Annotated in this window: 21 protein-coding genes; 16 read left to right on the top strand and 5 right to left on the bottom strand. The window is 38.9% G+C overall.

Annotated features, from left to right (window positions below; all coding sequences use genetic code 11):
- Positions 1–60 precede the first annotated feature (60 nt).
- The 11 genes from dxs to CD122_RS09640 all read left to right on the top strand — a co-directional run bounded on the left by dxs (position 61) and on the right by CD122_RS09640 (position 12,478).
- Positions 61–1,929 carry a 1-deoxy-D-xylulose-5-phosphate synthase gene (gene dxs, locus CD122_RS09690; protein ID WP_103358776.1) on the top strand — a complete coding sequence of 623 codons (1,869 nt, stop codon included), beginning with the start codon at positions 61–63 and terminating at the stop codon, positions 1,927–1,929.
- Positions 1,930–2,078: 149 nt separating this feature from the next.
- Positions 2,079–2,531, top strand: a complete 453-nt coding sequence (gene ahrC, locus CD122_RS09685; protein ID WP_103358775.1) for a transcriptional regulator AhrC/ArgR — start codon at positions 2,079–2,081, stop codon at positions 2,529–2,531.
- A gap of 13 nt (positions 2,532–2,544) precedes the next feature.
- Complete coding sequence (gene recN, locus CD122_RS09680) at positions 2,545–4,227, top strand: DNA repair protein RecN (RefSeq protein ID WP_103358774.1); 1,683 nt, start codon at positions 2,545–2,547, stop codon at positions 4,225–4,227.
- Between the two features lie 13 nt (positions 4,228–4,240).
- Positions 4,241–5,140: a phosphate acyltransferase gene (locus tag CD122_RS09675; RefSeq protein ID WP_103358773.1), complete on the top strand. Its 900-nt coding sequence runs from the start codon at positions 4,241–4,243 to the stop codon at positions 5,138–5,140.
- A gap of 56 nt (positions 5,141–5,196) precedes the next feature.
- Positions 5,197–6,255, top strand: coding sequence for a butyrate kinase (buk, locus tag CD122_RS09670; RefSeq protein ID WP_103358772.1), 1,059 nt, complete (start codon positions 5,197–5,199; stop codon positions 6,253–6,255).
- 12 nt (positions 6,256–6,267) lie between these two features.
- Positions 6,268–7,686 (top strand): dihydrolipoyl dehydrogenase, encoded by a 1,419-nt coding sequence (gene lpdA / locus CD122_RS09665; protein WP_103358771.1) that lies wholly within the window; start codon positions 6,268–6,270, stop codon positions 7,684–7,686.
- Between the two features lie 18 nt (positions 7,687–7,704).
- Positions 7,705–8,703, top strand: coding sequence for a thiamine pyrophosphate-dependent dehydrogenase E1 component subunit alpha (locus CD122_RS09660; protein ID WP_103358770.1), 999 nt, complete (start codon positions 7,705–7,707; stop codon positions 8,701–8,703).
- Positions 8,696–9,679, top strand: coding sequence for an alpha-ketoacid dehydrogenase subunit beta (locus CD122_RS09655; RefSeq protein WP_103358769.1), 984 nt, complete (start codon positions 8,696–8,698; stop codon positions 9,677–9,679). Before CD122_RS09660 ends, CD122_RS09655 begins: the two co-directional genes overlap by 8 nt.
- Positions 9,680–9,691: 12 nt before the next feature.
- Positions 9,692–10,975, top strand: a complete 1,284-nt coding sequence (locus CD122_RS09650) for a dihydrolipoamide acetyltransferase family protein (RefSeq protein ID WP_103358768.1) — start codon at positions 9,692–9,694, stop codon at positions 10,973–10,975.
- A gap of 72 nt (positions 10,976–11,047) precedes the next feature.
- Entirely contained in the window at positions 11,048–11,485 is a 438-nt protein-coding gene (brxB, locus tag CD122_RS09645; RefSeq protein ID WP_103358767.1) for a bacilliredoxin BrxB, read from the top strand.
- A 51-nt stretch (positions 11,486–11,536) separates the two neighbouring features.
- On the top strand, positions 11,537–12,478 hold the full coding sequence (locus CD122_RS09640) for an aromatic acid exporter family protein (protein ID WP_276307407.1): 942 nt from the start codon (positions 11,537–11,539) through the stop codon (positions 12,476–12,478).
- Between the two features lie 52 nt (positions 12,479–12,530).
- Here the strand turns inward: CD122_RS09640 and prli42 are convergent, their stop codons facing one another.
- Positions 12,531–12,632, bottom strand: a complete 102-nt coding sequence (gene prli42, locus CD122_RS11970; protein ID WP_169926505.1) for a stressosome-associated protein Prli42 — start codon at positions 12,630–12,632, stop codon at positions 12,531–12,533.
- Positions 12,633–12,791: 159 nt separating this feature from the next.
- Here prli42 and CD122_RS09635 point away from each other — a divergent pair, with 159 nt between their 5' ends.
- Both CD122_RS09635 and gndA read left to right on the top strand, forming a co-directional pair.
- The gene (locus CD122_RS09635) at positions 12,792–13,901 is read left to right on the top strand and encodes a M20/M25/M40 family metallo-hydrolase (protein WP_103358766.1); all 1,110 of its coding nucleotides are present in this window, start codon (positions 12,792–12,794) and stop codon (positions 13,899–13,901) included.
- Between the two features lie 80 nt (positions 13,902–13,981).
- The gene (gndA, locus tag CD122_RS09630) at positions 13,982–15,385 is read left to right on the top strand and encodes an NADP-dependent phosphogluconate dehydrogenase (protein WP_103358765.1); all 1,404 of its coding nucleotides are present in this window, start codon (positions 13,982–13,984) and stop codon (positions 15,383–15,385) included.
- Between the two features lie 201 nt (positions 15,386–15,586).
- Here gndA and CD122_RS09625 read toward each other — a convergent pair whose 3' ends face one another.
- Entirely contained in the window at positions 15,587–16,441 is an 855-nt protein-coding gene (locus CD122_RS09625) for an AraC family transcriptional regulator (protein ID WP_103358764.1), read from the bottom strand.
- 210 nt (positions 16,442–16,651) lie between these two features.
- Positions 16,652–18,136: a glucose-6-phosphate dehydrogenase gene (zwf, locus tag CD122_RS09620; RefSeq protein ID WP_103358763.1), complete on the bottom strand. Its 1,485-nt coding sequence runs from the start codon at positions 18,134–18,136 to the stop codon at positions 16,652–16,654.
- 159 nt (positions 18,137–18,295) lie between these two features.
- Between zwf and rnz the strand changes: the two genes are divergently transcribed.
- The gene (gene rnz, locus CD122_RS09615) at positions 18,296–19,213 is read left to right on the top strand and encodes a ribonuclease Z (protein WP_103358762.1); all 918 of its coding nucleotides are present in this window, start codon (positions 18,296–18,298) and stop codon (positions 19,211–19,213) included.
- Between the two features lie 58 nt (positions 19,214–19,271).
- Here rnz and proC read toward each other — a convergent pair whose 3' ends face one another.
- Entirely contained in the window at positions 19,272–20,090 is an 819-nt protein-coding gene (gene proC, locus CD122_RS09610) for a pyrroline-5-carboxylate reductase (protein ID WP_103358761.1), read from the bottom strand.
- 77 nt (positions 20,091–20,167) lie between these two features.
- On the opposite strand from proC, the gene CD122_RS09605 reads away from it, so the two are divergent.
- The gene (locus CD122_RS09605) at positions 20,168–20,935 is read left to right on the top strand and encodes an SDR family NAD(P)-dependent oxidoreductase (RefSeq protein WP_169926504.1); all 768 of its coding nucleotides are present in this window, start codon (positions 20,168–20,170) and stop codon (positions 20,933–20,935) included.
- Between the two features lie 53 nt (positions 20,936–20,988).
- Here CD122_RS09605 and CD122_RS09600 read toward each other — a convergent pair whose 3' ends face one another.
- The gene (locus tag CD122_RS09600) at positions 20,989–21,897 is read right to left on the bottom strand and encodes an aldo/keto reductase (RefSeq protein ID WP_103358759.1); all 909 of its coding nucleotides are present in this window, start codon (positions 21,895–21,897) and stop codon (positions 20,989–20,991) included.
- Positions 21,898–21,974: 77 nt separating this feature from the next.
- On the opposite strand from CD122_RS09600, the gene CD122_RS09595 reads away from it, so the two are divergent.
- Positions 21,975–22,505, top strand: a 531-nt coding sequence (locus CD122_RS09595) for an NUDIX domain-containing protein (RefSeq protein WP_103358758.1), incomplete at its 3' end; no start/stop codon positions are given.

Raw genomic sequence — 22,505 nt, 5'->3', positions numbered from 1 at the left:
ATATCTCGATAGATAAATGAGTTATAATCGTAAGAGATAAAGATAAAGGGTGATATATAAATGGATATACGTACTATACAGGATCCATCATTCTTAAAAAGTCTTTCTGTTCAAGAACTTGAATCACTCAGCCAAAATATACGTCAATTTTTAATAGAAACTTGCGCGGTGACAGGTGGGCATATCGGTGCCAATCTTGGTGTGGTAGAGTTAACAATCGCTTTACATAAACACTACCAAAGTCCAAAAGATAAAATTATCTGGGATGTTGGCCATCAAAGTTATATCCATAAAATTTTGACAGGCCGAGCAAATCAGTTTGATACATTAAGACAATATAAAGGATTATGTGGATTTCCAAAATTAAGAGAATCAGCACACGATGTATGGGAAGCCGGACATAGCTCTACTTCTCTATCAGCTGCCATGGGTATGGCGAAAGCTCGTGATATTTTAGGTCATAATAATCACGTCGTACCAGTGATTGGTGATGGGGCACTGACTGGTGGTATGGCATTAGAAGCATTAAATAGTATCGGTCATGACCGTACGAATATGACGATTATTTTGAACGACAACGAAATGAGTATCGCACCTAATGTGGGCGCGATGCATAATATGCTTGGTCGTATTCGTATGAATCAAGGATACAATCGACTTAAAGTGGATGCTGAGACGGTGTTAAGTCGACTACCAGGGGGAAGTCGTTTACGTGAATCAGCAGATCGTATTAAAGATAGTTTAAAATATCTTGTAGTAGATGGGGCGTTTTTTGAAGAGTTAGGCATTCGATATATCGGACCCGTCGATGGTCACAATTTTGAAGAATTAGACCATGCACTTACTACAGCAGATTCTATTAATAAACCTGTATTAATTCATGTTGTAACCAAAAAAGGAAAAGGGTACCATCCAGCTGAAAATGATAAAATTGGCACATGGCATGGCCTTGGACCTTATAAACTAGATACAGGCGAACAAATCAAAGGACAACCAAAAGGACCATCATGGAGCCAATTAATGTCTGATGAAATCTTATCATATGCGCGCGATGACAAACGCGTTGTCGCAATTACACCAGCAATGCCTGTCGGTTCAAAGTTAACGAAGTTCCAATCAGAACTACCGGAACAATTTTTTGATGTCGGTATTGCTGAACAGCACGCGGTAACGATGGCGGCAGGACTTGCTATGGAAGGTATGAAGCCATATGTAGCGATTTATTCAACATTTTTACAACGTGCGTATGATCAAGTGTTACACGACGTGGATCGTCAAAATCTGAATGTCATATTTGGTGTTGACCGTGCTGGACTTGTCGGTGCAGATGGCGAGACACATCAAGGTGTATTCGACATTGGCTTTTTGACACAATTTCCTAATATGATTGTGATGATGCCAAAAGATGAGAACGAAGCGAAAGATATGGTGTACACGGCGATGCATTATGAACAAGGACCTCTCGCTATTAGATACCCTCGTGGTAATGGTTTAGGTGTAGACATTTTGCCGCAACGACAACAATTACCAATCGGTAGCTGGGAGCGTCTTGCAGAAGGTACTGACGTTGCGTTAATCAGCTATGGTCCAACTGTCGAAACGATTTCGGAAGTGGCCGCTTCTCTTGAACGTCAAGGTATTCATGCGACAGTTATCAATGCGCGATACATTAAGCCAATGGATACGGCGATGTTACATGAACTTGGCGCGTCTAATATTCCGATTGTCACTGTTGAAGAAAATATGTTAAACGGTGGACTCGGTAGTCAAATTAGTAACTTTATGACAGACAATAGTTACCACAATAAAATCAAGCGTTTAGGTATTGATGATGTTTATATTGAACATGGTGATGTCGAACGTATCTTAGCGGATATTGGTTTAGACGCCGCTTCAATCGAACAAACAGTACTCAAACTTTTAAAATAACGAAACATATAACGAGGTTGCGACATACATATAGTGTCCAACCTCTTTTTTATGGTTCAAATCGCCTAGGGGTGTAATGGGCAATAGTATGATAATCATTCAACTTATGCTAAAATCGATGTATAAATATTCATTATGGGGTGCAAAATATGCCTAAGAAATCTGTAAGACATATAAAAATCAGAGAAATTATTTCTAACGAGCAAATTGAGACACAGGATGAGCTTGTGAAACGACTTAATCATTTCGATATGAATGTCACACAAGCAACGGTATCACGTGATATTAAAGAACTGCAGCTTATCAAAGTACCGACACTATCTGGACAATACATTTATAGCTTGCCTAACGACAGACGCTATCATCCACTTGAAAAGTTAGGCCGTTATCTCATGGATTCATTTGTCAAAATTGACGGCGCTGAAAATTTACTTGTACTGAAAACATTGCCTGGTAACGCACAATCAATCGGTGCCATTTTAGACCAAATTGATTGGGAAGAAGTTTTAGGTACAATTTGTGGCGATGATACGTGCTTGATTATTTGTCGTAGTAAAGAAGATGCTGACGTCATTAAAACACAAATTTTTAATATGTTATAAGGATGCGATATAGATGTTACAAAGTCTCTCAATTAAACAATTTGCAATTATTGACGAACTGGATATTCAATTTTCAGATGGCTTAACCGTCTTAAGTGGGGAAACGGGTGCTGGTAAATCGATTATCATTGATGCGATTGGCCAGCTAATTGGTATGCGTGCCTCATCTGACTTTGTACGTCACGGTGAGAAAAAAGCGATTATTGAAGGGCTTTTTGATATTGATAACGCACAGGAAGCGATTCACATGCTCAGTGAGCTGGGTATTGATATTAATGAAGACTTTTTAATTGTAAAGCGTGAAATTTTTAATTCTGGTAAGAGCGTCTGTCGTATTAATAATCAAACTGTAACGCTACATGATTTAAGACAAGTGATGCAAGAGCTACTCGATATTCACGGTCAGCATGAAACACAGGCGTTATTGAAACAAAAGTACCATGTGGAATTACTTGATCGTTATGCAGATGGCGCCTATGATGATGCGCTGAAGCAATATCGTCAAACGTATGAGATGCATCAAGCAAAGCTAACAGAACTTGCTGAATTAGAATCTGCAGACCAAGCATTATTACAACGTTTGGATTTGATGAAATTCCAATTTGATGAGTTGAAAGAAGCAAAGTTGCAAGAAGATGAAGTCGCACAGCTTGAAGTGGATATTAAACGCATCCAGAACTCTGAGCAGTTGAGCTTAGCGCTGAATAATGCCTATATCACGTTAACTGATGAGCATGCGATTACAGACCGCTTACACGAATTGAGTACACAGCTGCAACAAATTGATCAGATTTTGCCAGAAACGTATACACATCTTAAAGAACAAGTGGATCAATTTTACTACACATTGGAAGATGCGAAACACCAGCTTTATGATGAAATGAATCAAAATGAATTTGATGAACAGATGTTGAATGAGTTGGAGTCTCGTATGAACTTACTCAACAACTTAAAACGTAAATACGGTAAAGATATTTCAGACTTAATTCGTTATCAAGCGAAATTAGAAGATGAAATTAACAAAATTGAAAACTATGAGGAAAGCACTGCGCAATTGCGTGCTGACATTCAGCAATTGGCTGAACAACTGATGATTGATGGTCAACACTTGTCGCAAGAACGTCGTAAAGTAGCACGTACGTTACGTGATCATATCGTACAGGAAATTCAAAATTTGCAAATGAAAGATGCGAATTTAGAAATATCGTTTAAGCCATACGAAAAGCCACAAAAAGACGGCATTGAACACATTGAATTTTTAATTAGTCCTAACAAAGGCGAGCCGTTAAAAAGCTTGAATAAAATTGCCAGCGGTGGGGAACTGTCACGTATTATGTTGGCGCTAAAAAGCATTTTTGTACGCTCACGCGGGCAAACTGCGATTTTATTTGATGAAGTTGATTCGGGTGTCTCTGGTCAAGCCGCACAAAAAATGGCTGAAAAGATGAAACAAATTGCTAGTGTGATACAAGTTATCTGTATTTCACATTTGCCTCAAGTCGCTTCAATGTCTGATCATCATCTTTATATCTCAAAACGTGAAAAAGATGATAGAACGACGACATCCGTTCAAGAGCTCACTGGAGACGCGCGCGTTGAAGAAGTCGCACGTATGATCTCGGGTGCAACTGTCACAGACTTAACGAAGCAAAGTGCCAAAGAAATGATTGAACAAAATCAAACATTTAACGCATAAGGTGGGATGAGTTATGTCATTTGATCAATTGTTAACACAAGATACTGCACATAGTCCTAATATCGCTATCGTCAACGCACATAACGAAGCGAGTATTCGCGTTGTCATATGTATTCTCGAAACAACTTCTGCGACATTTACATTCTACAATCATCAAGATGTCTCAGAAATTATTCGCTCTTTTGATTTAGCACCGCATTTGTTAACACGTATAACGATGCATACATTTGACTCAGAAGAAGCTGCACTTGAACAATGTTTGACCGACTTAAACAATCAAACTGCGGATATTTTGATGAAAGGGCATATTACAAGTGCAAAATTGTTATCTGCGGTTTTAAAAGATAACCGTCGACATGGTAGCCGCTTCTTGAATCACGTTGCGCTGTGCGATATTCCGTCGTATCACAAGCCAATGTTCATCTCAGACGTGGCATTGAATATACAGCCATCACAAGAAGAAATGCAGTCGATGATTCATAATATCGCGTCATTTACATCAAAACTTGGTTATACACAATTGAAGGTGGCATTATTGTCTTCCACAGAGGTCGCACATCCGAAATTGGCTTCTTCCGTACAAGCAGCTGAACTTACAAAGGCATTCGTGTCACAACATGAAAATATGACTATTGAGATAGATGGGCCATTAGCACTCGATAATATCATTGATAGAAAAAGTGCCATTCAAAAAGGCATTCAATCTAATGTTGCTGGAGATGCAGATGTCATTATTGTTCCGCATATTGATGTCGGTAATGTGCTATACAAATCACTCACATACTTTGGTCATGCACGTATTGCCAGTGTCGTGCTAGGCGCCGACTATCCGATTATTTTAACGTCAAGAGCTGATACATTGGATAACAAAGTGAACTCAGTTTTACTCGCAATGAAAATTCTTGTAAATTAATTTTTAAAGACGTATACTTAACCAATCGAGTTTAAATTTCAAAAGTAGGTGAGACGATGACGAGAATTTTAGTGTTAAATTTGGGCAGTACATCCAGTAAAATTGCTGTCTATGAGCACATGCAATGCGTATTTGAACATAACTTGATGCACGACATGTCATTGACTTCTCAATCATTATCCGAACAGGCACCATTGCGTCAAAGTCTCATTGAACAAACACTCGAAACACAACAAATTCAATTAACAACAATTGATGCAATTGCTTGTCGCGGTGGCTTGCTTAAGCCTATCGTCGGTGGCACATACACTGTTAATACGCCAATGTACGATGACTTAGCAAGTGGTCAATATGGTTTGCACGCCTCGAATTTAAGTGGCATGATTGGCTATCAACTCGGGAAGCTTTATGACATCCCGGTATATACGACAGATCCAGTTGTTATTGATGAATTACTCGATGAAGTGCGTTACACCGGCTTACCTGGTATTGAACGTAAAAGTATTTTCCATGCATTGAATCATAAGGCTGTTGCAAGACGCTATGCAGCTGAAGTGCATCAATCATACGAGTCGATAAATGTGATTGTCGTCCATATGGGTGGCGGCATTAGTGTTGCTGCCCATCAACATGGACGTGTGATAGACGTTAACGAAGCTTTGTATGGTGAAGGTCCTATGGCATTAACGCGTTCAGGTAGCATTCCTAATGATTTATTACTGCAATATGCCACACAGAACGACTTTTCAGTGGCAGTGATGAAAGATCAATTAACACGTCATGCAGGGCTTAAAGCATATACGGGAACTACGGATTTCAAAGTGATGATGGCACAATATGACACAGATGCTGAGATGAAGCAATTAATAGATGCATTAGCCATACAAATTGCTAAAACAATCGGCGAACGTGCAGCTGTGTTAAAAGGGCAAGTCGATCAAATCATCTTCACAGGTGGTTTAAGTTATAGTCAAACATTTATATCGCTAATTCGTAACTACGTTGATTGGATTGCACCGATTCACGTATATCCAGGAGAATTTGAAATGGTGACATTAGCCGAACAAGCATATCACGCATATCATCAAAAGATTACAATTAATACATATGGTTAGGGGAGACTGATTATGGCACAAGAGAAATATGATTTAGTCGTACTAGGCGGCGGCATTAGCGGTTACTCAGCAGCAATTCGCGCCGCACAACTCGATAAAAAAGTTGCAATTGTAGAGAAATCTCAACTCGGGGGTACTTGCTTACACAATGGATGTATCCCAACAAAATCCTTCTTAAAATCAGCTGATACCTATCAACTAATCCAACATGCCGAAGATTATGGCATTTCTACTTCCACACCTACTTTCAATTTTCAAAAAGTACAAGAACGCAAACAACGCATTGTAGCATCCATGTATTCAGGCCTACAAATGCTCATAAAACAAAAGAAAATAGATGTATTCAACGGGACAGGTCGATTATTAGGACCGTCTATTTTTTCCCCGCAAAGTGGTACGGTTTCTGTAACGTATGAAGATGGTCAATCTGAGTTGCTTACAAATGACTATGTCTTAATTGCGACAGGTTCATCACCGGCGACATTACCGTTTTTACCTATTGATCATCAACGTATCGTAACAAGTGATGACCTTTTAGCGATGACAACGTTACCGAATAGCATTGCGATCATTGGTGCTGGAGTCATTGGTCTAGAATTCGCTTCATTCTTCAGTCAAATCGGTGTGGAAGTGCATGTGATTGAGGCGGCTGACAAAATACGCATCAATGACAGCGAGGCAGTCAGTCAACAACTACAGCAATCATTATCTAAACGCGGCGTAACTTTCCATACAGGTGTTGCTTTAAGTGAAGATAATGTAAAGGTAACTGACGACGCTGTGACTTTTGAATTAGATGACACGATTACAGCAGACATGGCCCTTGTTGCAATTGGACGTCGTGCCAACATTGCTGATATAGGTCTTTCCAATACAGAAGTGGTCGTGACTGAGCAACAAACGATTGAAACGAATGACTATATGCAAACAAAGGCACCGCATATTTACGCGTCTGGCGATGTGATTGGACAATTACAATTAGCGCATGTAGGTGCAAAAGAAGGTGTCATCGCTGTTGAACATATGTTCCAACAAGTACCGATTGCGATTGATTATGCGTTAATGCCGCGATGTATTTATACAACGCCTGAAGTTGCAGCAATCGGCTTATCAGCGGAAGCAGCGAAAGTGCAAGGCTACGATGTCAAAACAGTGAAAGCTGCGTTCCAAACGAATGGTAAGGCAATGATTATGTCACCTGGCACTCCAGAAGGCTTTGCGGAATTAATTGTTGACCAAGCAGATGGTTCAATTATAGGGGCAAGTCTCATTGGGCAAAATGTGACGGAGCAAATTAATGAATTGAGTGTTTTACAATTTCTAAATGGTTCTGCACTTGAACTTGGAATGGCGACACACGCGCATCCATCCATGGCAGAACTGTTAATGGAATTAGGTTTGAAATACGAAAAGCAAGCAATTCATCTATAACACTAGGAGGGATACACGATGATCGATTATCAAAGTGCACAACTTGATAAAGAAGATTTAAAAGCAATATACAAAGGAATGGACTTAGGTAGAAAAATAGACGAACGTATGTGGCTATTAAATAGAGCGGGGAAAATCCCATTCGTTATTAGTTGTCAAGGACAGGAAGCAACACAAGTTGGCGCAGCATACGCATTGGAAAAAGGCGATGTCACTGCACCATACTATCGCGACCTAGCCCTTGTCACATATTTGGGAATGACGCCGTTAGAAACGATGTATTCCGTATTTGGGAAACGTGATGATATTAGTTCAGGCGGTAAACAAATGCCGTCACACTTTAGCAAAAAAGAAATTGGCATTATGTCACAAGGTTCTTCTGTAGCAACACAACTATTACATGCGATTGGTGCAGCGTTAACATTCAAAATGGATGGCACACAGCAAGTCGCGTTATCAACACTCGGTGAAGGAAGCTCTAACCAAGGCGATTTCCATGAAGGTTTAAACTTTGTCGGCGTGCATAAATTGCCATTTATTTGTATTATCGAAAACAACCAATATGCGATTTCTGTATCAAAAGACTTACAGTATGGTGCGGAACGTTTATCAGATCGCGCGAAAGGCTATGGCATGCACGGTGTGACTGTTGATGGCAATGATCCAATCGCTGTGTACCAAGCTGTCAAAGAAGCGCGTACACGTGCCTTAAATGGCGAAGGAGGGACGCTTATTGAAGCGATGTGTACACGACTTACAGCACATTCATCAGATGATGATGACCGCTATCGTAGTGATGACATTAAAGCAGCTGACAAAGCGTCTGATTGTAATAAATTGTTTAAGGAATACTTATTAGCGGAACACATTGCTGATGACGCATGGTTTGAAGACATCGAACAACAACATAAAGCCATCGTTAATGATGCAACGAAGCAAGCCGAAGCAGCACCATATCCTGATGCGAGCGAAACATATACACACGTTTACGAACAAGGAGGTCCTTTCAATGCCTAAAATATCATACTTAGATGCGATTAAAGATGCGTTGAATATTGCTTTAGAACAAGACCCACAAACATTTATTTTAGGAGAAGATGTCGGTAAAAAAGGCGGCGTTTTTGGTGTCACTGCAGGCTTACAAGAAAAATATGGCATGTATCGTGTATTAGATACGCCACTTGCTGAATCAAATATTGTCGGCTCAGCAATCGGTGCGGCGATGATGGGCAAACGTCCAATCGCAGAAATTCAATTTGCAGAGTATATTTTACCTGCAACAAACCAAATTATGAGTGAAGCTGCCAAAATGCGCTACCGCTCAAATAACGACTGGCAAGTCCCATTAACAATTCGTGCACCATTCGGCGGTGGCATTCATGGTGCCTTATATCATTCGCAAAGTATTGAAAGTGTCTTTGCTTCAACACCCGGATTAACCGTTGTTATCCCGTCTAATCCATACGATGCGAAAGGCTTATTGCTCAGCTCAATCGCCTCGAATGATCCAGTATTATACTTTGAACATAAAAAAGCATATCGTTTATTAAAAGAAGAAGTGCCAGAAGGTTTTTATACGGTTCCATTAGGCAAAGCAGATGTCAAACGTGAAGGTACCGACATTACCGTATTCAGTTATGGGTTAGCTGTTAACTTCTGTATTCAAGCGGCTGATTTATTGGAAGAGGAAGGCATCAGTGTAGAAGTAGTCGATTTGCGTACGGTTTACCCATTAGACAAAGAAACCATTATTGAACGTGCAAAACAAACAGGAAAATGTCTACTTGTAACGGAAGATAATAAAGAAGGTAGTGTTATGTCAGAAGTTGCAGCGATTATCGCTGAAAACTGTCTGTTCGATCTTGACGCGCCAGTGATGCGTTTAACTGGACCCGACGTACCAGCAATGCCATTCTCACCACCGTTAGAAGATGAATTTATGATTAATCCTGAAAAAATAAAAACAAAAATGCGCGAACTGGCTGAATTTTAAGGAGGCGACACTATGGATATTAAAATGCCTAAACTAGGGGAAAGTGTACATGAAGGAACGCTTGAACAGTGGCTTGTCAATGTAGGCGATCATGTTGAGGAATACGATGCATTATGTGAAGTCATTACTGATAAAGTAACAGCTGAAGTCCCATCGTCATATGCAGGTGTCATTACGGCATTACATGTAGAACCTGGAGATACGGTAGCCGTTGGAACAGTGATCTGCTCACTCGAAACAGAAGCGGATAGTGATACTGAAACGACAGAAACAGCGTCTGAATCAACACATGATGACAAAGTTGAAGTAACAACAACTTCTGAAGACGTGCACACAGTTAAACCGGCTCAAACATCAAATCAACCGAAAAACAATGGTCGCTATTCACCAGTTGTTTTCCGCATCGCATCTGAAAACAATGTTGACTTGACACAAGTCACAGGCACAGGTTTTGAAGGTCGCGTAACGAAAAAAGATATTGAATTGTATATCGAAAACGGCGTACAAGCGCAGCAGACAACACACACACATGATGAAGTATCTGCGCCGCAACAACCAGCGACATCAACTGACGGTGCACCACAACAAGCATCACAGGCAGGCAAGTCGATACCTGTTAACGGTGTGCGCAGACAAATCGCGCACAAAATGGTCCAAAGTGTGCAAGAGATTCCGCACGCCTGGATGACAGTAGAAGTGGATGCGACTGAGCTTGTCGCAACACGCAATCACTATAAATCATCATTTAAAACACAAGAAGGTTACAACTTAACTTACTTTGCATTTTTCGTAAAAGCGGTAGCCGAAGCATTGAAAAAATATCCAATGCTCAATAGTTCTTGGCAAAACGATGAAATTATTGTACATGACGACATCAATTTATCTATCGCCGTTGCGCATGAAGATAAATTATTTGTACCAGTCATTCATAACGCAGATGATAAGTCGATTAAAGGCATTGCTAAAGACATTCATTCATTGGCACAGAAAGCACGCAATAATCAACTTACATCACAAGATATGGCAGGTGGTACATTTACTGTAAATAATACCGGTACGTTCGGCTCTGTAAGCTCAATGGGTATCATTAATCACCCACAAGCAGCGATTCTACAAGTAGAGTCTATCGTTAAACGTCCAGTAGTCATTAATGATATGATTGCCATCCGTCATATGGTTAACTTATGTATTTCAATCGATCATCGTATTCTTGATGGATTACAAGCAGGACAATTTTTGAATGACGTTAAAAACCGTATTGAATCTTATACTTTGGACAATACATCTATTTATTAAAAGATTTGTAAATTGAATTGCATGCAGACCTTTAGTAAAATAGAATTATCCAAAATGACGGAGGTAGATACGATGGACATGAGTTTTGATTTATATATGAACAATGTCGTAAAACAAGCACGTGAAGATATGGTGCGTGCAGGATACGAAGAATTAACAACTGAGGAAGAAGTTGACAGTGTATTCAAGCAAGACGGTACGACACTTGTGATGGTCAACTCAGTATGCGGTTGTGCTGGTGGTATGGCAAGACCTGCAGCGGCGCACGCATTACATTATGATGTATTACCAGATAGACTTGTCACAGTTTTTGCTGGTCAAGATAAAGAAGCAACACAACGCGCGCGTGACTACTTTGAAGGCTATGCACCATCAAGTCCTTCATTCGCATTAATGAAAGACGGTAAAATCACTGAAATGATTGAACGTCATCAAATCGAAGGTCACGATACGATGGATGTGATTACACAATTACAACGATTATTCGATAAATATTGTGTCGCAGAGTAAGGAGTTGACCGTATGTTCCGTTTGAATCCATACCGAATTGGTTGGTGAACGATTAAAACTGCGGTCGGCATGGCACTAGGTGTAATTATCGCCAAGCTACTTGGACTAGATAACTATGCATCTAGTGCCATTTTAGTTGTCTTATGCATTAAAGACACTAAGATGAATTCTGTCCATGCCATCGTCTCGCGCTTTGTTTCATGCTTAATCGCCATCGGGTTTGGTGCGACTATCTTTCCACTTTTAGGTCAACATGCGTGGGTCCTCGGACTGATTGTGTTGCTATTTATCCCTTTGACCGTCATGATTAACACGCAAGAAGGTGTTGTTACCAGTATCGTAATCTTGCTGCACTTTTTTAATGCGGATATGATTAATGTCGCCTTAATTTTCAATGAAATCACGTTACTGCTCGTCGGTTTATCGATTGCATTTATTATGAACACCATTATGCCAAGTTTTGAAAAAGAGCTAACGAGCTATCAAAATAGTATCGAATCTCAAATTCGTCATATTTTTGAGACGTATAGTACGATGTGTGTGAAGGAGATTCGTGACAGTGACTTATCCTTTGATAAACTTTTGCTGACGATACAACAAGCAAAATCGATTGCATTTAGAGACGTTAAAAATCATTTCGTCCGTAACGAAAATAGCTACTATCATTATTTTGATATGCGTCAAGACCAAGTTGAGATCTTACAGCGTATTCATCACAACTTAAAACTAATTACAGTCGATGACGTGTTACTCAAAAAAGTTGCGACATTATTTAAAGAAATGGCAGACAACGTCAACGAAAATAACTACACAGCGATGCGTTTACATATGTTGTACGAGATTCGTCTGGAGATTGACGCGTTGCCATTACCACAAACCCACGACGAGCTTTACACACGCTCTAGTATTATTCAAATTCTGTACGATACAGAAGAATACTTAAACATTAAATCCAATTTCGGTTCATTAAAGCTTTATCATCAAGTTGCATAAACAAAAGGATGCCCACAAACGAACGTGGACATCCTTTATTTGTTTTCAGTTATTACATACTCAATAATGGCGCAATACCTGTTAGTAACAATGATGCAATAATCGCTATTAACATGATAATCAATAATACTTTACGTAACTTCTTGTCTTGCACGTTAAAATGCCTCCAATTGTATCTATTAGAATTTCTCATGATTAAGTCAAATTATAACATTAATAAAATATAATTCACAAGTAGCGATATAGGTCATTCATTTTGCAAATGTGTCTAATTTCGATACACTAGTAATGTAATGAAAAGGGGGAATTTTGCATGATTAATCAAGAACGTTTGGTCGATACATTTTTAGAGTTGGTCAAAATCGATTCAGAGACAGGCCATGAAGAAATCATACAACCAATCTTAAAAGAAAAGTTTGAGGCACTCGGTCTCCAAGTACAAGAAGACGACTCGAAAAAGAAAACAGGCTTTGGTGCGAATAATTTGATTTGTACACTACCTGCAACAGATGCTTCAAAAGAAAAAATTTATTTTACGAGTCATATGGATACCGTTGTGCCAGGACAAAATATTCAACCAATCATTAAAGATGGTGTCATCACTTCAGATGGTACGACGATTCTAGGGGCAGATGACAAAGCTGGCTTAGCAACCATTTTAGAAGTGCTACATATTATTCAAGAACAGCAATTGCCACATGGTCAAATTCAATTTGTGATTACAGTCGGTGAAGAATCCGGCTTAGTAGGTGCAAAAGCGTTAGATAAAGAAATGTTAGACGCTGCGTACGGCTATGCGATTGATTCGGCTGTACCAGTGGGTTGTTTTACAATTGGCGCACCATATCAAATGCAAATTAACGCAACCATTCATGGAAAAACCGCACACGCCAGCACACCTAATAAAGGCGTCAGTGCCATTAACATTGCCGCTAAAGCGATTAGCCGTATGAAGTTAGGACAAGTTGACGATGAAACAACAGCAAATATTGGTAAATTTGAAGGTGGCGGTCCAACGAATATCGTGTCAGACCTTGTCAACATTTGGGCGGAGGCACGTTCGCATTCAGAAGCTAAAATCAACGCCCAAACTGAACATATGGCACAAACATTTAAAGAAACTGCTGCATCATTCGGCTGCCATGCTGATGTCACAACAGAACTGTCATACCCTGGCTTCCTAGTTAGTGAAGATGAGGTCGTCTACCAAAAAGCACAAGCAGCAGCTAAAGCACTCAATTTAAGTGGTAATGCAACAATTGGTGGTGGCGGTTCTGACGGTAACATTATTAGTCAGTTTGGCATTCCAACGGTTATTTTAGGTGTAGGTTACGAAGCCATTCATACAACAAACGAACGCATTGCGATTCAATCAATGGTCGACCTTGTTGCTTACGTATTAAAACTTATAGAGATTGCATAATATGACGCAGTATAAGTGTTTGAAATCACATAATGTGATACAATTAAGCCGTAATTTATAATAAGAGAGGTAAGTAGAATATGACACAACAAATTGGTGTAATCGGCTTAGCGGTTATGGGAAAAAATTTGGCATGGAATATTGAGTCACACGGTTACAGTGTTTCTGTATATAACCGTTCAGCTGACAAAACAGATCTCATGGTCAAAGAATCAGCAGGCAAAAACATCGTTCCAACTTATTCCATTGAAGAATTTGTTCAATCACTTGAAAAACCACGTAAGATTTTATTAATGGTTAAAGCAGGCGAAGCAACAGATAAAACAATCGATACTTTATTACCATTATTAGATAAAGATGATATTTTAATCGATGGCGGTAATACGAACTATCAAGACACAATTCGACGCAACAAAGCCCTTGCAGAAAGCGGTATTAACTTTATCGGTACAGGTGTTTCAGGCGGCGAAATTGGTGCATTAACAGGTCCTTCTATGATGCCAGGTGGTCAAAAAGAAGCCTATGAAAAAGTAGCGGATATTTTAGCATCTATCTCTGCTAAAGCGGCTGATGGCACACCATGTGTCACATACATCGGTCCAAACGGTGCAGGTCACTACGTAAAAATGGTGCATAATGGTATCGAATATGCGGATATGCAATTAATCGCTGAAAGTTATAACATGATGAAAAACTTACTCGGTATGGATCATGAAGAAATTTCAGCAACGTTCAAAGAGTGGAATACTGGCGAACTTGAAAGCTATCTTATCGAAATCACAGGTGACATTTTCACAAAACTTGATGAAAATGGTGAACCACTTGTTGAAAAAATTATGGATAAAGCTGGTCAAAAAGGGACTGGTAAATGGACATCAATTAACGCATTAGAATTAGGTGCGCCATTGACAATTATCACTGAGTCTGTATTTGCTCGTTTTATTTCATCACTTAAAGAACAACGTGTGCACGCATCTACGTTATTAAACGGACCAGAAGCGGCATTCACAGGCGACAAAGCAGCATTTTTAGAAAAGATTCGCCGTGCCTTATACATGAGTAAAATCTGTTCATACGCACAAGGGTTTGATCAAATGAAAGCTGCAAGTGAAGAAAACGACTGGAACTTACAACTAGGTGAATTAGCAATGATTTGGCGTGAAGGTTGTATCATTCGTGCGCAATTCTTACAAAAAATTAAAGATGCATATGATAAAGATGCAAACTTACAAAACTTACTCCTTGATGACTACTTCAAAGCAATTGTTACAGACTATCAACAAGCGCTTCGTGATGTTGTCGCTATGGGTGTACAAAATGGTGTCGCAATTCCAGGATTTGCTGCAAGTATCAACTACTACGACAGCTATAGAAGTGCAGACTTACCAGCAAACTTAATTCAAGCACAACGTGACTACTTTGGTGCACATACGTATGAACGTAAAGACAAAGAAGGCACATTCCATACACAATGGACAAACTAATACAGGCATAAATGCCACTAAAAAAGCTGCATGCGATTTAGGGATCATTTCCTAATCACATGCAGCTTTTTTTTATAATGATTGATCTCTTAAAAACATATCGTTCTGATTTTGGTTCATAAAACTAAATTACTTTAGCGTATAAGCATTATATATCAATACCTTGAAAATTAGACTGTATCACGATTTTATAATAGCTGTTTACGCGTCAATATTCACAGGGACGCATAGTTGAATCTTCGTAAAGGCATCTTCAAATGAAATATTGAGTGGGTAAATCTCCAAATAAAGTCTATTGCGTTCATACGGTAGCGTGAGCTGTAGGCTTGTTTCAATGTAATGCCAAGCCTCCGTTGTCGCAAAATCGATTTCTCCTTGTAGGTTAAACACCGCGAATTGTTGTTCCGATAAATAGCGATCTTCGAGATGTGCTGGAAAACGCTCACTTGGTACCCCGACGAAAACTTCTAACCCGTGATCGAGTGGACAGCTCACAACGAAAAGCTCGTGTGGGCTGCGATCATTGTAACGAATCAGATCTTTTAAACGGCCATCCGTTTGTAAATCTTCAAGAAAGTCCGGAATAATAAAGTGGTCATCTAGTTGCGCTGTCGGAATAAATCGAGAATAACCGACGAGTGATAGGTCGCCGATATTTTCTAAACGATATGGATACGGTGGATTGGATGTCGTTGTTAACTTTAAATATAAACGTTCTTGTATTTTGAGTTGGTCTTGCTTCGTTTTGGCTTGTAAAGGGGATACACCATGGTAATCACTAAAGTCATGTGCAAAAGCATTGGCATCCGGATAGCGATAACGTTTCGCCAAATCAATTAAGCGATTGGCACCGTGAATTAAATCCTGTGCTGCCAGTGACAAACGTCTTGCACGACAATATTCAAAAGGGGTGTAACCAACAATCATTGTGAAAGATTGTTCCAAATGATAAGGAGAAATCCCAACGTAATCACTCAATGTTTGAAAATCAAACGTATCTAAAAGGTGATCTTCAATATATACAATGGCTTGTTGTACATGTTTGATAACGTCCAAAATTGGTCACTCCTTAAATAATGGGTTGATATTTCATAAAATGACATTGTTCGAGTTTGAGAATTCACGTAGATTCTAATAATCGTGTCCCAGACTCTGCGTCATTTAATACCCAGTCTTATGAACTATTATAAATCAAAAAAGACTAAGTTACACGAATAATTATGTAACTCAGCCAATTTTATATATACACGTGGATCATTGCCGTACTTATTGAATATCTTCCCACCATTTGAAACCATCACGACTTAATAGTAGGTGACTTTCTAATGGTCCATTTGTACCTGATGGATAGTTAGGGAATTCTGGTTCAAACTTGTTCCAAGCTTCTTGAACGGCATCCACAAATTTCCACGTTGATTTTAATTCTTCCCAATGTGTAAAGTTCGTTGCATCGCCTTTTAAGCAGTCATACAATAAGTTTTCATACGCATCAACTGTATTCATTTTGTCTTGTGCACTCATTGAATATGACAGTTGAACTGGTTCAGTTTCGATACCTTGTACATATTTTTTACCGTTAAGATGAATAGAGACACCTTCATTCGGCTGAATATTGATGACAAGTAGGTTAGAGTCTAGATGCTGATCTTTGTCATAGTAAAGATTCATTGGCACTTCTTTAAATTCTACAACGACTTGAATACATTTGCGCTTCATGCGTTTACCCGTACGAATATAAAACGGTACGCCCGCCCAACGGAAGTTATTAATCATCACTTTACCGGCAACGAATGTAGGTGTTGTTGAATCTTCAGCAACTTTATCTTCTTCGCGGTAACCAATAACAGATTGCCCATCAATTTCACCTGCGTCATATTGACCGCGTACAAAATTGTGTCGTACTTCTTCCGGTTCTAGAACGTTGAGTGATTTTAACACTTTTACTTTTTCTGAACGGATATCATCACTATGTAAGCTAATAGGAGGCTCCATAGCAAGCAATGCGACCATTTGTAGCATATGGTTCTGTACCATGTCTTTTAGCGCACCACTCGACTCGTAATAGCCGCCTCGATCTTCTACGCCTAAAACTTCAGATGAGGTTACTTGAATGTTAGAAATATATTTGTTATTCCACAAAGGTTCAAACATCGCATTACTAAAACGCAACACTTCAATATTTTGAACCATATCTTTTCCTAGATAATGATCGATACGAAAGATTTCTTCTTCTTTGAATGAACGTCTAATTTGTTGATTTAATGCTTCTGCAGACTTAAGGTCCGTACCAAAAGGTTTTTCGATTACAAGACGTTTAAAGCCTGTCGTTTTAGTTAAGCCTGAAGCTTTAAGATAATCTGTCACAACACCAAAAAATTGTGGTGCCATTGCTAAGTAAAATAGACGGTTGCCATCTAAGCAAAATTGTCGGTCTAATTCGTTACTTAGGTCCAGTAATTCTTGATAACTTGCTTCGTTATTAACGTCTAATTGTTGATAAAAAACATGTTGCATAAACTGATCTAAATGTTTCGTATCATGAACATGCGCTTGAATTGATGCTTTGACTTGTGCTCTAAAATCATCAACTGTTAACTGACGGCGACCAATTCCGACAATCGCAATTCTATCGTCTAGGTTATCTTGTTGAAATAAATGGAATAACGATGGAAAAAGTTTACGGTGACTTAAATCACCAGTCGCGCCAAAAATTGTAATAAGCGCTGGAATATGATTATGTGTCTTATTCAAGATTCAAAACCTCAATTCTTCGTAATGTTATACGTTCTCATTATAAAACATGTATCCCATATGGTCATATATTCTGCTTTATTATAATTATATCATGCTATATTTTTAGTCGCGGTTCAACTATAATCTATGATAGGATAACGCAAAGGAGGCACATCAATGGAAATCATTTTTTTCGGAACGAGCGCAGGACTACCGACGAAAGACAGACACACGCAATCCATTGCACTGAAATTAGAACCGTATGCCACTGATATTTGGCTTTTCGATGTTGGAGAGGCGACGCAACATCAAATTTTGCATCATTCTATTAAATTAGGAAAAGTCAGCCATATTTTTATTACGCATATGCATGGAGACCATGTGTATGGTTTGCCAGGTGTCTTAACAAGTCGTTCATTTCAAGGTGGGGAAGGTAAGCCACTCACAATTGTTGGACCTAAAGGGATTAAAGCGTATATCGAAGCAAGTTTGTCGCTGACACACGTACACCTTAACTATCCAATACATATCAATGAGATTGACCAGCAACTTGACTTAACAGTGGGTCAATTTGAAGTACAAGCACGCGCATTAAATCACGGTGTCCCATGTTATGGTTATCGTATACAAGCACCAAGCACGCCTGGAACGTTAGATGTTGCCAAATTAAAAGCACTTGGCATGGAACCTGGACCAAAGTATCAACAAGTTAAAAGCCAAGATACATTTGAGTTTAACGGTGTCGTCTATGATGCACACGATTTTAAAGCACCTGACAAGCAAGGGCCGACTGTTGCGATTTTCGGCGATACAAAACCATGCGACAATGAACTCGTACTTGCTCAAGATGCGGATGTTATGGTACATGAATCGACGTACATTGACGGCGACAAGAAACTTGCCAATGATTATCATCACAGTCATATTGATGATGTGCTACAGCTGATTGAACGCGGCAATATTCAACACGCCTTACTAACACATCTGAGCAACCGTTATACAAAAGAAGAGGTAAAGGCAATCGAGCAACAACTTAAACACACACATACGCAATCTTTTCAATTTGTGCAAGACTTTGATGCGTATCAATTTTAAAATAGCGAACAGGCGGCAAAAGCTAAATTTTAGTTTTCACCGCCTGTTTATTTGGATATTATTCATTTTCTTCTTGTTCAGAAAGTTCCATACTACGTTCTACCGCCGCATTTAAACAATCTTCAAAAATGCCCTCGATGTCATAATTAGCTAACGCATTTAAGCCTGCTTGCGTTGTGCCACCTTTGGACGTAATATTTTTACGTAACTGCTCCATACTCAAATCCGAACGCTCAATCATCTTGCTCGTTCCAATAATGAGTTCACGAATAGATTCTTCCACTTGTGACTTATCTAGCCCAAGTTTTGTACCTGCATCAACATATTTCTCAAACACATGATACAAAAAGGCCGGACCGCTTCCTGTAATCGCCGTCACTTGATGCAAATGATCTTCCTTTACTTCAATCGCCGAACCAAAAGCGTTAATCACTTCTAACACTTCATCTTTAGATTTTGGACCAAAGTTTGGCGAAAAGCTGAGCCCCGTAACTGAATGGCCTACATGTGCATTCGTATTTGGCATAATACGTGCAATTGGATTCGACACATCAAGTGCTTCTCTAATGTACGTAATCGGTAATCCCGCCATAATTGAGATGAATTTATTTTTGCTATCAATATGTGGACGCATACGTGCCGCAAGATCATTAAAATCATGTGGTTTAGAACCTAGAAACACATAATCTGCATCTTTTAATAAGTGCGCATCATCATAGCTATATTGAATGCCTAAGTCTGCCTGATATTGTTGTAATGCCGCTTCATTTGAACGATTAGTTAAATAAATATTCTCAGCTGGTAATACTTTAGAGTTAATTATGCCTGTAAATATTGCGTGTGCCATATTGCCTGCCCCATAAAATACAATTTTCATACAGTTTTCACTTCCTCATTCGTATTCTATTATTTATACTAACATAAATCGGAAAATTGATGTAAAGGAGCATGGATATGTATAGCAAACATTATCTTGTCACTGGCGGCACGAGTGGCATTGGTCTAGAACTTGTGAAATTACTACATCGAAAAGGACATCAACTGACATTACTTATTCGAGATATTGGAAAAGCACAACTGAAATTTCCTGAAAACAGTTTTCCAAATATCAATTTTGTAATGTGTGACTTAAATGATAAAGACGCAATTCAAAACTTGTTTGTGCAATTTCGTGACAAGGGGACAAAGTTCGATGGTTTTATACACAGCGCAGGCATTGGTTATTTCAAGTCGTTGGACGCACATACACCTGATGAGGTTTTGACCACGTATCAGCTTAATACGATACACTTTGCATTATTATTGAACACAATAAAGCCTTATTTAAACGCACAACCTCAAATCGTAGCAATGAGCAGTATGTCTGGCCTTGCGACACAACCTAATGCTGCACATTACGCTGCAAGCAAAGCAGGGTTGAATCATATATTGAATGCGTTGCGTTTTGAAGAACCGTCATATCATGTGTTAAATGTGCTTTTAGGACCTGTCAAAACACCATTTCACGATCATTCAGATCCAGAAGGTAAATATAAAAAGAAACTTGCTTTATTCATGTTACACCCTCAAAAAGTGGTTCAGTCTATCGTACAAGCTATGGATAGTAAGAAAAATGAACTTTATGCGCCGAAATGGATGGCTTGCTTGTTAAAAATTTACCAAATTGCACCGAGATTTATTGAGAAACTTGCCAAACCACTGTTTATGTCAAAAATGAAGTGAAAACAGACCAGAAATTAATGAAAATCACATCAATTTCTGGTCTGTTACGTTTATTATTTTAAGTGTTGTGTATAATTCAAGTCTTTCACAAGCGCTCTTGCTTTTTCTACAATTGCCGGGTCGATGGATTGGTTATATTGTGCCACATTTTCACGTAATTGTTGTGGGGAACTTGCACCGACAATAATAGAACCGAGTGCATCAAATGATTTCAAGTAATTAAAGCTGAGTGCTGTTAATTCTGGTTCTAGTTCATGTAATGCGTTCACTGTTTCCTCAAGTGTTGCGGCATCATAATCAAAAATACCGTCTTTAAATTTGTTTGCTAATGCATTTTTATAATTTTGAGTCAGCAAACCTTTAAAAACAGGACCACGTGCTAATAACTTCACACCATGTTCATGCACTTCATCCATTAACATTTCTGGACGATTATCAATTAAGTTGAATTGTGACATCAATACTTCAATGTGACTATGTGCCAAGTAATAGCGAATGACGTTCGGACGAATAGAAGATAGACCATAGGCTTTAACGAGACCTTCTTGTTTTAATTCTTCAAACGCACTGATTGTTTCATCAAGAGGATCATCAATCGTACCACCATGCAGCATGTATAAATCTAAATGTTCTAGTCCAAGACGTTGCAATGATTGCTTAATGCCTTCTTTAATATGTTTTTTCGATGGATTCCATACCATATCGCCATTCGGTTGCAACTGATTGCCAACTTTTGTGCCAATGACAATATCATCTCGCTGTTGGTATTTACTTAGAATTTGTCCCACAATTTTTTCATTTTCACCATTATCATAAATATCCGCCGTATCAAAATAAGTGATTCCCGATTCGAGCGCTGTTTCTACAATTTCAGTAGCTTTGTGTCTATCCGTTCCAAGACTCATACAGCCTAAGCCTAATTCTGATAGTTCAATACCACTTTTCAAGATATTTTTTTGCATGATACTGCTCCTTCCGCTAAACTTTATATGTATTTATCATATCAAACAGCTTGCATAAAATAAAAGGAGTGGCTTTTATGAATTTTGAAGAAAAAACGATTGAAAAAGAATCCATCTATCAAGGACGTATCATTGATGTTGAGAAACACCTTGTATCGTTGCCAAACGGTGGAACGGCGTATCGTGAAGTGGTGAAACATAATGGTGCGGTGGCAGTGTGTGCAGTGAATCCTGAAGGTAAGGTCATTCTTGTTAAGCAATTTCGTAAACCTTTGGAACACGGCTTATTAGAAATTCCAGCCGGCAAGTTGGAAATAGGGGAAGACCGTGAAGCGGCTGCTAAACGAGAATTGGAAGAAGAAACTGGTTATCGTGCCAAGTCATTAGAGCATATTGGTGATGTGTACGGTACACCCGGCTTTTCGAATGAATTGATTTCTATTTATTTTACAGATGATATTGAACAAGGAGATATGAACTTAGATGAAGATGAGTTTGTTGAACCGATTCTTTATTCATTATCAGATGTTGAAGCAGCAGTGAAAAACCGTGAAATCAATGATGCTAAGACACTTATCGCATTCCAACATCTATTATTAGTTTATAAT

Origin of the sequence: Staphylococcus rostri, from assembly GCF_002902145.1 — a bacterium.
Taxonomy (GTDB): domain Bacteria; phylum Bacillota; class Bacilli; order Staphylococcales; family Staphylococcaceae; genus Staphylococcus; species Staphylococcus rostri.
This window is presented reverse-complemented; position numbering and strand designations above follow the sequence as displayed.